Genomic DNA, 11,304 nt, shown 5'->3' with positions numbered 1-11,304 from the left:
CGTTAGCGTGGGCCACATGAGCCGTCCCTGCCGCTCCCGGCGTGGCCGCATCGTGCGCTGGGTCCTCGCCGTTGCTGCGGGTGCGCTCGCGCTCGTCGGGCCGGTCCGTGCCGACGACGACGCGATAGGACATCGCACGCAGCGCGAGCGCGTGACCTTGGCGGGGCTCGACGCCGAGCCTGTGTCGACGGCGGAACTCACCCTGGCCGCCGGCCCGCTGCATCCCGTGGGGCCGGACTTCCTGGCACGGCCGCTGCGTGGCGGCACGGGGGCGCAATGGCGCCTCGCCGGGGGTGACGCGGCCGGCTGGCGCTGGCAGCTCGGCGGTTTCGCGCTCGATCGCCGCGATGGCCGCTTCGATCTCGACGGCAGCTCGTTGAGCGTGCCGGTCGGCCCCGGGCGGGCCTATGTCTCGGTGCAGCGCCGCCACTGGGGGCCGTCGCGCATCGGCAGCCTGATCCTCGATGGTGGTGCGCGCGCCGTGCCCGCCATCGGCTGGCGCAAGACCTCGACCGTGCCGTTCGGGCTGCCAGCCCTGTCGTGGCTGGGCTCGTGGCGGGCCGACGTGTTCGCCGGCCAGCTCTCCAACGCGACCGGGCCGGGCCAGGTCAAGCTGCTCGGCGCTCGCCTGGAGGTCCAGCCGCTGGATGGCCTGGAGATCGGTGCCTCGCGCGTCATGCAGTGGGGCGGTGCCGGTCGTTCGGAGTCGCTGCCCAGCCTGCTGCGCAGCATCGCAGGCGCGGACAACTTCGGCAGCGGCAGCGGCATCGAACCCGGCAACCAGCTGGGCGGCTTCGACCTGCGCTACACGCTGCAGCTGGACGAACGGCAGGCCATTGCGCTGCATGGCCAGGCCATCGGCGAGGACGAGGCCCACCAACTGCCCAGCCGCTACCTTGGCTCCGTGGGTGCCGAACTGAGCGCTGCGCTCGATGGCGTCGCGTCGCTGAACCTGTTCGCCGAAGCGGCGAACACCACGGCCGGCGGCGCCTTCGGGCACCCGTCGACGGGCACGGCCTACCGCCACCCGCTCTATGCGGCTGGCTATGTGCAGCGCGGCGATCCGCTGGGTCACCCTGCCGGTGGCGACGTGAAGCTGCTGACTGCGGGGATGCAGCTGGATCGGGGCCCGCTGCGCGTGCTGCTCATGGCGCATGGCGGCAGCGCTCTGTCGCCGACGCCGACCCTGCGTGTCGCAGGCTCGGTGCGCGGCCTCGATGCCGATCTGCAGGTGCTGCTGCCACAGGGTTTCCGCCTCGGCCTGACGCTGTCGCACTGGCGCGATGCGCTGGGCCGTCGCAGTGCAGCGCAGCTGCGCTGGCAGGTACCGCTCGAGCGGCTCGTGCCTACTCCGGCCGCGCGTAGCGCTTGGCGCGCAGGTTCTTCTTGATCTCCTGCAGCATCGGCCGCAGCTCGCCGGGCAGGCGCAGCGCCACCGCGGTGGTCAGGATGTCGATCACCATCAGGTGCAGCAGGCGCGACACCATCGGGCTGTAGCGGTCGTAGTCTTCCGGGTGGTCGACTGCGAGCAGGATCTGGTTCGCGCCGCCCTGCGCCATCTGCGCCAGCGGGCTGCCGCTGGCGGTCACGACGATCAGCGTGGCGCCCTTGCGGCGGGCAATCTCGGCCACGTCGACGAGGTCGCGGCTGCGTCCGGAGTTGCTGATGATCACCGCGCAGTCGCCCGGCGCCAGCATCGTGGCGCTCATCACCTGCACATGGCTGTCGCTCACCGCAGCCGCGTTCACGCCAAGGCGGAAGAACTTGTGCTGCGCGTCCTGCGCGACGATGCCCGAGTTGCCCACGCCGTAGAACTCGATGCGCCGGCCGCCCTTGCCGGCCTCGGTGAGCGCCACGATGGCGCGCTCGAAGGCATGGCTGGCAGCGTCGTTGCGGTACTTGAGCAGCGCGCTCACCGCGTTGTCGATCACCTTGACGACGATGTCGGAGGTCTTGTCGTCTTCGTCCACCGCACGGTGCACGAAGGGCACGCCTTCGTTGACGCTGCCGGCCAGCTTGCGCTTGAAGTCGGCCAGACCGTCGTAACCGACGCTGCGGCAAAAGCGCACCACCGTCGGCTTGCTGACGTGCGAACGCTCGGCGAGCTCGACCACCGGCAGTGTCGCGAAGGCACGCGGGTCCGCCAGCAGCAGCTTGGCCACGCGCTGCTCGGCGGGCGGCAGGGCGGGGATGGAGGCCTTGATGCGGTCGAGCATGCCGCTCACTGCTCTTCGGCCCAGGCGAAGCCGTCGCGGGCGACGAGTGCGCTGGCGGCGGCCGGGCCCCAGGTGCCGGCGGCGTAGGGCCGCGGGCCGGTGCTGTCGCGTGTCCAGGCATTCAGGATGGGCTCCACCCAGCGCCAGGCCTGCTCCTGCTCGTCGCTGCGCACGAACAGGTTGAGCTTGCCGGCGATGGCGTCGAGCAGCAGGCGTTCGTAGCCGCCGACGCGGTTCTCGGCGAAGGCCTTGTCGAAGTCGAGGTCGAGGAACACCGGCGCCAGCGCGTCGCTCTGCCCCGAGCCCTTGGCGGCCAGCAGGTGCAGTTCCAGGCCGTCTTCCGGCTGCAGCTTGATGACCAGCTTGTTCGGCTGGTTCAGGCCCGGGAAGATGCTGTGCGGCGTGGGCCGGAAGTTGACGACGATCTGCGCATCGCGCGCCGCCAGCCGCTTGCCGGTGCGCAGGTAGAAGGGCACGCCGGCCCAGCGCCAGTTCTGGATCTCGGTGCGCAGCGCGACGAAGGTCTCGGTCTGGCTGCCCGGCGGCACCTTCACCTCCTCGAGGTAGGCCAGTGCCGGGCTGCCGTCGCAATTGCCGGCGCGGTACTGGCCGCGCACCACGTCGCGCGCCACGCTCTCGTCGGTGAAGGGCTTGAGCGAGCGCAGCACCTTGAGCTTCTCGTCGCGGATCGCGTCGGCGTCGTTGCGGCTGGGTGGCTCCATCGCCACCATCGTCAGCAGCTGCAGCGCGTGGTTCTGGATCATGTCGCGCAGCGCGCCGGTGCGGTCGTAGAAGTCGCCGCGCGTGCCCACGCCGATGCTCTCGGCCAGCGTGATCTGGATGTTGGCGATGCTCTCGCGGCGCCACAGCGGCTCGAACAGGGCGTTGCCGAAGCGCAGCGCCATCAGGTTCTGCACCGCCGCCTTGCCCAGGTAGTGGTCGATGCGCAGCGCCTGCGTCTCGGTGAAGGCGCCGCGCACCACGCGGTTGATCTCCTGCGCGCTGGCCAAGTCGTGGCCGAGCGGCTTCTCGAGCACCACGCGCACGTTCGGCCCGTTCAGGCCGACCTTGCCGAGCTGCTCGCAGATCTGCGGGAAGAGGTGCGGGCTGGTGGCCAGGAACAGCACCACCGTGTCGGCCTGGCGCTCGTCGACCCAGGCCTTCAGGCCAGCATAGTGCTCGGGCAGCGAGAGGTCCATGCGCCGGTAATGCAGCATGTCGGCGAAGCGGGCGAACTCCTCGTCGCTCGGGCGCTTGGCGCTCTCCACCTCGACGAAGCGCTCCTTGATGAACGCACGGTAGTCGTCGTCGCTGCGTTCGTCGCGGGCGACCGAGAGGATGCGGCCGCCCGTGGGCAGCTTGCCGTGGCGCCATGCCTGGAACAGTGCCGGCATCAGCTTTCGCCAGGTGAGGTCGCCGGTGCCGCCGAAGAAGACGAGGTCGAAGGACATATCGATGAACCCGGCGCCGAACCGGGCGACGTAACTAAGTTTCAGTTCTCATGATGCATGAGTTTCTTGGGTCGGTCAATGCGAGCCCAGTGGCGGCCGGCCGTGCGGCCTGGAGTTACGGCGAGGCTCGCGCGCCTTGGCTTTCAACGACGCTGGTTGCAGGAACCGCGGGAAAACACTAGGGATTGGTGCAAAGAAGTACAGAGCACGGCCCGCAGAGTATCAACAGGCGGATGGTCCGGCCACTAAATTTCCGCTGCCGTCGTGACCATCGTCACCGGGACTCGAACCACACAAGGAGACAAGACCATGAAGCTGAAGGCTTCCCTTTCGCTGATCTTCGGCCTGGGCGCCGCGTTCGCGGTGTCCGCTGGCGAGCTCGTCATCGCCACCGTCAACAACGGCCACATGATCGAGATGCAGAAGCTCACGCCGCACTTCGAGAAGGCCAACCCCGGCATCAAGCTGAAGTGGGTGACGCTCGAAGAGGGCACGCTGCGCTCGCGCGTCACCACCGACATCGCCACCAAGGGCGGCCAGTTCGACGTCATGACCATCGGCATGTACGAGACGCCGATCTGGGGCAAGAAGGGCTGGCTCAACGAACTCAAGACCGACGCCGCCTACGACGTCGACGACCTGCTGCCGGCCATGCGCAACGGCCTGTCGGTGGACGGCAAGCTCTACGCCGCGCCCTTCTACGGCGAGAGTTCGATGCTCATGTACCGCAAGGACCTGACCGACAAAGCCGGCATCACCTTCGCCGAGCGCCCGACCTGGGAGGACGTGCGCAGCGCCGCCGCCAAGATCCACGACCCGAAGGCCGGCGTGTACGGCATCTGCCTGCGCGGCAAGCCGGGCTGGGGCGACAACATGGCCTTCCTGACGACCATGGCCAACAGCTTCGGCGCGCAGTGGTTCGACATGTCGTGGAAACCGCAGCTCGAGAGCAAGCCCTGGAAGGACGCGGTCACCTTCTACGTCGACCTGCTGAAGAAGTACGGCCCGCCCGGCTCGAGCGCGAACAGCTTCAACGAGATCCTGGCGCTGTACAACGAAGGCAAGTGCGGCATGTGGATCGACGCCACCATCGCAGCCTCGTTCATCACCGATCCGAAGCAGAGCAAGGTGGCCGACAAGGTGGCCTTCGCGCAGGGCCCGCAGGCCGTCACCGCCAAGGGCGCCAACTGGCTGTGGGCCTGGGCGCTGGCGATCCCGGCGAGCACCAAGAATGCGGCCGACGCGCAGAAGTTCGTCTCGTGGGCGACCTCGAAGGACTACATCAACCTGGTCGCCAAGGAGAAGGGCTGGGCGGCGGTGCCCACCGGCACGCGCAAGTCGACCTACGCGAACCCGGAGTTCCTGAAGGCCGCCAAGTTCGCCGAGGCCGAGAAGAAGGCCATCGACAGCGCCAACCCGAACGACAGCACGTTGCCCAAGAGCCCGTACGTGGGCGTGCAGTTCGCGGCCATCCCGGAGTTCCAGGCGATTGGCATTGCGGTGGGGCAGCAGATGAGCGCGGCCCTGTCCGGCAAGGTGACGGTCGACGCGGCGCTCAAGGCCTCTCAGGCCGCGGCGGACCGGGAGATGCGCAAGGGCGGCTACTACAAGTAGCCCCCCCGAAGCGCCTGCGGCGCTCCCCCCCAGGGGGGCGCCGCCAGCGGCCCGGCAGAGCCGGTTCCGCGGCGACTGCTTGGCTTTCTGAGGGCCCACGCCATGAACAGATTGCTTCCCCGCGCGCTGATGGCGCCTGCGGTGGTCACGCTCTTCCTGTGGATGATCGTGCCGCTGGCGATGACGCTGTACTTCTCGGTCGTGCGCTACAACCTGATGCAGCCCGGGCCGAAGGACTTCATCGGCCTGGCGAACTTCGAGTACTTCGTCACCGACCCCGACTTCGGCCCGTCGGTGCTGAACACGCTGATGCTGCTCGGCTCGGTGATCGCCATCACGGTGATCCTGGGCGTGGCGCTGGCGCTGCTGGTCAACGAGTCGTTTCCCGGCCGCGGCATCGTGCGCGTGCTGCTGATCTCGCCCTTCTTCGTCATGCCCACGGCCAACGCGCTGCTGTGGAAACACATGATGATGAACCCGGTGTACGGCGTGCTCGCGCAGGTGGCGATCTTCTTCGGCGCCACGCCGGTGGACTGGCTCACCGACCACCCGCTGTTCTCGGTGATCCTGATGGTGGCCTGGCAGTGGCTGCCCTTCGCCTGCCTGATCTTCATCACCTCGCTGCAGAGCCTGGACCGCGATCAGATGGAGGCCGCCGGCATGGACGGCGCCAACGCGCTGCAGAAGTTCTGGTTCCTCACGCTGCCGCACCTGGGCCGGCCGATCGCCGTGGTCGTGATGATCGAGATGATCTTCCTCATGAGCGTGTTCGCCGAGATCTTCACCACCACCGGCGGCGGGCCCGGTAACGAGAGCACCAACGTCGCCTTCCTGATCTTCAAGCAGGCGCTGATGAACTTCGACGTCGGCGTGGCCTCGGCCGGCGCGCTGTTCGCCGTCGTGCTCGCCAACATCGCCGCGGTGTTCCTGATCCGCATGATCGGCAAGAACCTCGACTGACGCCTGGAGTGATCACCATGAAGCACCTTGCACTGATCGTTCGCACGCTGGCGGCCTGGAGCATCACCCTGCTGATCGTCTTCCCGCTCATCTGGCTGGTGATCACCGCCTTCAAGACCGAGCAGCAGGCCATCGCGATCCCGCCGCAACTCTTCTTCACGCCGACGATGGAGAGCTTCCACGAGGTCGACGAACGCAGCGACTACTTCCTGTTCGCGAAGAACTCCGTCATCACCAGCGTCGTGTCGACCCTGCTGGGCCTGCTGATCGCCGCGCCGGCGGCGTACTCGATGGCCTTCTTCCGCACGAAGAAGACGCGCGACATCCTGATGTGGATGCTGTCGACCAAGATGATGCCGGCGGTGGGCGCGCTCGTGCCGATCTACGTGATGGCGCAGACCGCGGGCCTGCTGGACTCGCTGACGGCACTCATCATCGTCTTCACGCTGTCCAACCTGCCGATCATGGTGTGGATGCTGTACTCGGGCTTCAAGGATATTCCGCCGGACATCCTGGAGGCCGCACGCATGGATGGCGCCAACGTCTGGCTCGAGTTCCTGCACGTGATCCGGCCGCTGGCGATGGGCACGCTCTCCTCCACCGGCCTGCTGTGCCTGGTGCTGAGCTGGAACGAGGCCTTCTGGTCGCTCAACCTCAGCTCGGCCAAGGCCGGCACGCTGGCCACGCTGATCGCCTCGTACTCCAGCCCCGAGGGCCTGTTCTGGGCCAAGTTGTCGGCCGCCTCGCTGATGGCCATCGCGCCCATCGTCGTGGTCGGCTGGTTCAGCCAGAAGCAGCTCGTCCAGGGCCTGACCTTCGGCGCCGTCAAGTAAGCACACCGGGAGACACCACCATGGCCTACCTCGAACTCCAGGGCGTCGAGAAGTTCTTCGGCAGTCTGCGCGCCATCAAGGGCGTGAACCTGCAGATCCAGAAGGGCGAGTTCGTCGTCTTCGTCGGGCCTTCGGGCTGCGGCAAGTCGACGCTGCTGCGCATGATCGCCGGCCTCACCGAGATCGACGGCGGCACGATCGAGCTCGACGGCCGCGACATCACCAAGCTGCCCTCGTCCAAGCGCGACCTGGCGATGGTGTTCCAGAGCTACGCGCTGTACCCGCACATGAGCGTGTACGACAACATGTCCTTCGCGCTGCGGCTGGCCAACGTCGAGAAGAAGGTGATCCAGGAGAAGGTGGGCCGCGCCGCCGAGATCCTCAACCTCACGCAGTACCTGCAGCGCACGCCGAAGGAGCTCTCCGGCGGCCAGCGCCAGCGCGTGGCGATCGGCCGCGCCATCGTTCGCGCACCGAAGGTCTTCCTGTTCGACGAGCCGCTGTCCAACCTCGACGCCGCGCTGCGCGGCCAGACGCGCGTTGAGATCGCCAAGCTGCACCGCGACCTCGGCGCGACGACGATCTACGTGACGCACGACCAGGTCGAGGCGATGACGCTGGCCGACCGCGTGGTCGTGCTGCGCGACGGCGCCATCGAGCAGGTCGGCTCGCCGCTGGAGCTGTACGACCGGCCGGCCAACCAGTTCGTCGCGCAGTTCATCGGCACACCGCAGATGAACGTGGTCGACACCGCCAAGCTGCCGGCGCTGCGCGAGGTGGTCGGCGCCGCGAACGCGCCCGACGGCTTCATCGGCGTGCGGCCGGAGAACGTGCTGGTGCGCGCCGCCGGCAGCGGCAAGCTCAGCGGCCGCGTCGAGCTGGTCGAGTCGCTGGGCGCCGACACGCTGATCTACGCCCACGTGGGCAACGGTGACGGCCACGGCGTGCAGATCGTCGCCCGCCAGGCCGAGCGCACGACGCTGCACCCGGGCGACCCAGTCGGGCTGGACATCGCGCCAGCCTCCTTCCACCTGTTCGACCGCCAGGGCCACACCGTGACCGCCGCGGCCGGGAGGGCGTGAACGTGGCCACGCAGCTGCAAGGCCAGGTCGCTGCCATCACCGGCGCGGCCTCAGGCATCGGCCTGGCGAGCGCCGAGGCGATGCTCGCCGCCGGCGCGCGCGTCGTGCTGATCGATCGCGACGCGCAGCGGCTGGCCGCCCTGCGCGAGCGCCTGGGCGAGAACGCGCTGCCGCTGGTGCTGGACCTGCTCGACGCGGCCGCCTGCAAGACGCTGATGCCCAGGGTGCTCGAACTCGCCGGCCGGCTCGACGTCTTCCACGCCAATGCGGGCCTGTACGTCGGCGGCGACCTCGTCGATGCCGACGTGGATGCCATCGACCGCATGCTGAACCTGAACGTCAACGTCGTGATGAAGAACGTGCACGACGTGCTGCCGCACATGATCGCCCGCGGATCAGGCGACATCATCGTCACCAGCTCGCTGGCGGCGCACTTCCCCACGCCCTGGGAGCCGGTCTACGCCGCCTCCAAGTGGGCGATCGACTGCTTCGTGCAGACGGTGCGGCGCCAGGTCTTCAAGCACGGCATCCGTGTCGGCGCGATCTCGCCCGGCCCGGTCATCACGGCGCTGCTGGCCGACTGGCCGCCCGAGAAGCTGAAGGAGGCCCGCGAGTCCGGCAGCCTGATCGAGGCCAGCGAAGTGGCCGAGGTCGTGATCTTCATGCTCACCCGCCCGCGCGGCATGACCATCCGCGACGTGGTCATGCTGCCCACCCATTTCGATCTGTAGGCCACCGCGATGAACACCATGCTGCACCTGGGCCTGGGCTCCTTCCACCGTGCCCACCAGGCCGTCTACCTGCACGAGCTGATCCAGGCCGGCGATGCGTCCTGGACGCTCGCCGGCGGCAACACCCGCCCCGACATGGCCGAGACGATGGCTGCCCTGGCGGCGCAAGGCGGCGCCTACACGCTCGAGACCATCTCGCCGGCCGGCGAGCACCGCTACGAGCGCATCACCTCGATCCGCAAGGTGATTCCGTACACGCCCGACCTGGCCGGGCTGATCGCCGAGGGCGCGAACCCGGCGACGAAGATCATCTCATTCACCGTCACCGAGGCAGGCTATTACCTCGACGCGAAGAACCGGCTCGACCTGAACTTCGCCGACCTCGCCGCCGACCTGCAGGCGGCGAAGGCCGGCCGTCCCGGTAGCACGATCTACGCGGCGCTCACCGCCATCCTGCGCGCGCGCAGCGCTGCCGGCGCCGGCCCGGTGACGCTGCTGAACTGCGACAACCTGCGCCACAACGGCGATCGTTCGCGCAGCGGCCTGCTGCAGTTCGTCGACCTGCTCGGCGACACCGCGCTGCGCGCGTGGATCGAAGCGAACACGACCAGCCCGAACGCGATGGTCGACCGCATCACACCGCGGCCCACGCCCGACGTGCGCGAGCGCGTCAAGGCTGCCACCGGCGTCGACGACCCGGCTGCACTGATGGGCGAGAGCTTCATCCAGTGGGTCATCGAGGACCGTTTTGCCGCCGGTCGCCCGGCCTGGGAGAAGGTCGGCGTGGAGATGGTGGCCTCCGTCGACCCCTACGAGGAGGCGAAGATCCGCCTGCTCAACGCCACGCACAGCTGCATCGCGTGGGCCGGCACGCTGGCCGGCTTCCTGTACATCCACGAGGGCACGCACGACGCGGAGATCCGCCAGCTGGCGTTCGACTACGTCACCGACGACACGATCCCCTGCCTGCATTCGCCAGAGAAGCCGAGCCCGATCGACCTGGCCGCCTACCGCGACATCGTGCTCGACCGCTTCGGCAACCCGGCCATCCGCGACACCAACCAGCGCGTGGCCATGGACGGCTACAGCAAGATCCCGGGCTTCATCGTGCCGACGATCCGCGAGCGGCTGGCGGTGAACGCCCCGATCGCCAGCGTGGCGATGCTGCCGGCACTGTTCCTCGCCTACCTGCAGCGCTGGCATCGCGGGCAGATCCCCTACGCCTACCAGGACCAGGCGATGGACACGGCGCAGGCGCATGCGATCTGCGAGGCGGCCGACCCGGTGGCCGCGTTCGCCGCGGACAGGGTATTGTTCGGACCGCTGGCCGGCGACGAGCGCCTGGTCGACGCGCTGCGCGCCGCAAGCGCGCGCGTGGCCGATTTCGTGCAGCGCCGCAGCCCTTGATCACGACGACACCGCGACGATTCCGGAGACCCGCCATGGCCCTGCAACGCGTCCGCAGCCCGGAGCTGGAGCACGATGTCGGCCGCACGCCCAGCCTGGGCTACGAGCCGGCGGGCACCTACGGCTTCGTGCGCTTCCTCGAGCATGGTTTCCCGAATCCGCTGGTGCGCTGGCACTACCACGAGGAGTACGAGCTGCACCTGATCGTCGCCACGCGCGGCAAGGTGTTCGTGGGCGACTACATCGGCCAGTTCGAACCCGGCCATCTGGTGTTGACCGGCCCGCGACTGCCGCACAACTGGATCTCCACCGAGGTGCCCGAGGGCGGCGTGGCGCTGCGCGACATGGTGCTGCAGTTCGCCGATGCGCCGCTGCGCCAGGCCGCCGCGCAGATCCCGGAGCTGGCCGAGGCGCTTCCGCTGCTCGAGCGGGCGCGCTACGGCATCGAGTTCTTCGGCCTGTCGGAGCGGATGCGCGAGCGCATCACGCGCATCAAGCAGCTGCACGGGCTGCAGCGTTTCGCGGAGTTCACCGAGTTGCTCGGCGAGCTGGCCGGCAGCAACGACTACCGGCTGCTGTCCACCGTGCAGCTGCAGAGCTTCGACGACGACGCGGCGCTGGCGCGCATCAGCGGCATCGTCGACTTCCTCACCGAGCACTACAGCGAGAACTTCTCGATGGCCGACCTGTGCGCGCGGCTGGACATGACGGAGAGCAGCTTCTCGCGCTACTTCCGCCGCGCGACGGGCAACAGCTACACCGACTTCGTCAACCGGCTGCGCATCAACAAGGCCTGCCAGCTGTTGATGGAGACCGACCGCTACATCACCAACGTCTGCTACGACGTCGGCTTCAACAACGTGGCCAACTTCAACCGGCGCTTCCTGCAGATCAAGGGCATGACACCGAAGGAATTCCGCCGCCAGTCCGAGGCCCGCTTCGGGCAGGTTACCAACGGATAACAAGCCGGCCGAACGGTGGCGGCATGTGTCGCCGCCCGGGTTCTAATG

The 11,304-nt window shown here is 68.4% G+C and carries 10 protein-coding genes; 8 read left to right on the top strand and 2 right to left on the bottom strand.

Annotated features, from left to right (window positions below):
- Positions 1–16: 16 nt before the first annotated feature.
- The gene (locus tag HZ992_RS19950; RefSeq protein WP_209383557.1) at positions 17–1,390 is read left to right on the top strand and encodes a capsule assembly Wzi family protein; all 1,374 of its coding nucleotides are present in this window, start codon (positions 17–19) and stop codon (positions 1,388–1,390) included.
- On the opposite strand, the gene HZ992_RS19945 is transcribed toward HZ992_RS19950, so the two are convergent.
- Both HZ992_RS19945 and zwf read right to left on the bottom strand, forming a co-directional pair.
- On the bottom strand, positions 1,347–2,216 hold the full coding sequence (locus HZ992_RS19945; RefSeq protein ID WP_209383556.1) for a MurR/RpiR family transcriptional regulator: 870 nt from the start codon (positions 2,214–2,216) through the stop codon (positions 1,347–1,349). The genes HZ992_RS19950 and HZ992_RS19945 overlap by 44 nt on opposite strands.
- A gap of 5 nt (positions 2,217–2,221) precedes the next feature.
- Positions 2,222–3,667, bottom strand: coding sequence for a glucose-6-phosphate dehydrogenase (gene zwf / locus HZ992_RS19940; RefSeq protein ID WP_209383555.1), 1,446 nt, complete (start codon positions 3,665–3,667; stop codon positions 2,222–2,224).
- A 309-nt stretch (positions 3,668–3,976) separates the two neighbouring features.
- Between zwf and HZ992_RS19935 the strand changes: the two genes are divergently transcribed.
- From HZ992_RS19935 to HZ992_RS19905, 7 genes are all read left to right on the top strand, one after another.
- The gene (locus HZ992_RS19935) at positions 3,977–5,281 is read left to right on the top strand and encodes an ABC transporter substrate-binding protein (RefSeq protein ID WP_209383554.1); all 1,305 of its coding nucleotides are present in this window, start codon (positions 3,977–3,979) and stop codon (positions 5,279–5,281) included.
- A gap of 102 nt (positions 5,282–5,383) precedes the next feature.
- Positions 5,384–6,241, top strand: a complete 858-nt coding sequence (locus HZ992_RS19930; RefSeq protein ID WP_209383553.1) for a carbohydrate ABC transporter permease — start codon at positions 5,384–5,386, stop codon at positions 6,239–6,241.
- Between the two features lie 17 nt (positions 6,242–6,258).
- Positions 6,259–7,074, top strand: a complete 816-nt coding sequence (locus tag HZ992_RS19925) for a carbohydrate ABC transporter permease (RefSeq protein WP_209383552.1) — start codon at positions 6,259–6,261, stop codon at positions 7,072–7,074.
- 20 nt (positions 7,075–7,094) lie between these two features.
- Positions 7,095–8,156 (top strand): ABC transporter ATP-binding protein, encoded by a 1,062-nt coding sequence (locus HZ992_RS19920; protein ID WP_209383551.1) that lies wholly within the window; start codon positions 7,095–7,097, stop codon positions 8,154–8,156.
- Between the two features lie 2 nt (positions 8,157–8,158).
- Entirely contained in the window at positions 8,159–8,887 is a 729-nt protein-coding gene (locus HZ992_RS19915) for an SDR family oxidoreductase (protein ID WP_209383550.1), read from the top strand.
- Between the two features lie 9 nt (positions 8,888–8,896).
- Positions 8,897–10,294: a D-arabinitol 4-dehydrogenase gene (gene dalD / locus HZ992_RS19910; protein WP_209383549.1), complete on the top strand. Its 1,398-nt coding sequence runs from the start codon at positions 8,897–8,899 to the stop codon at positions 10,292–10,294.
- Between the two features lie 35 nt (positions 10,295–10,329).
- A complete protein-coding gene (locus HZ992_RS19905) occupies positions 10,330–11,256 on the top strand; it encodes an AraC family transcriptional regulator (RefSeq protein WP_209383548.1) in 927 nt (308 codons plus the stop codon).
- The last annotated feature ends 48 nt before the right edge of the window (positions 11,257–11,304 follow it).

This window comes from Rhizobacter sp. AJA081-3 (assembly GCF_017795745.1).
Taxonomy (GTDB): Bacteria; Pseudomonadota; Gammaproteobacteria; order Burkholderiales; family Burkholderiaceae_C; genus Piscinibacter.
The sequence above is the reverse complement of the archived record's forward strand: the minus strand, read 5'-3'. Positions and strand labels throughout refer to the sequence as shown.

What these genes read in the sequence shown, in the direction of transcription:
- HZ992_RS19935 (WP_209383554.1), top strand. Translation starts at nt 3,977, where the DNA reads ATGAAGCTGAAGGCTTCCCTTTCGCTGATCTTCGGCCTGGGCGCCGCG.
- zwf (WP_209383555.1), bottom strand. Translation starts at nt 3,667, where the DNA reads ATGTCCTTCGACCTCGTCTTCTTCGGCGGCACCGGCGACCTCACCTGG.
- HZ992_RS19950 (WP_209383557.1), top strand. Translation starts at nt 17, where the DNA reads ATGAGCCGTCCCTGCCGCTCCCGGCGTGGCCGCATCGTGCGCTGGGTC.
- HZ992_RS19945 (WP_209383556.1), bottom strand. Translation starts at nt 2,216, where the DNA reads ATGCTCGACCGCATCAAGGCCTCCATCCCCGCCCTGCCGCCCGCCGAG.
- HZ992_RS19905 (WP_209383548.1), top strand. Translation starts at nt 10,330, where the DNA reads ATGGCCCTGCAACGCGTCCGCAGCCCGGAGCTGGAGCACGATGTCGGC.
- HZ992_RS19925 (WP_209383552.1), top strand. Translation starts at nt 6,259, where the DNA reads ATGAAGCACCTTGCACTGATCGTTCGCACGCTGGCGGCCTGGAGCATC.
- HZ992_RS19930 (WP_209383553.1), top strand. Translation starts at nt 5,384, where the DNA reads ATGAACAGATTGCTTCCCCGCGCGCTGATGGCGCCTGCGGTGGTCACG.
- HZ992_RS19920 (WP_209383551.1), top strand. Translation starts at nt 7,095, where the DNA reads ATGGCCTACCTCGAACTCCAGGGCGTCGAGAAGTTCTTCGGCAGTCTG.
- dalD (WP_209383549.1), top strand. Translation starts at nt 8,897, where the DNA reads ATGAACACCATGCTGCACCTGGGCCTGGGCTCCTTCCACCGTGCCCAC.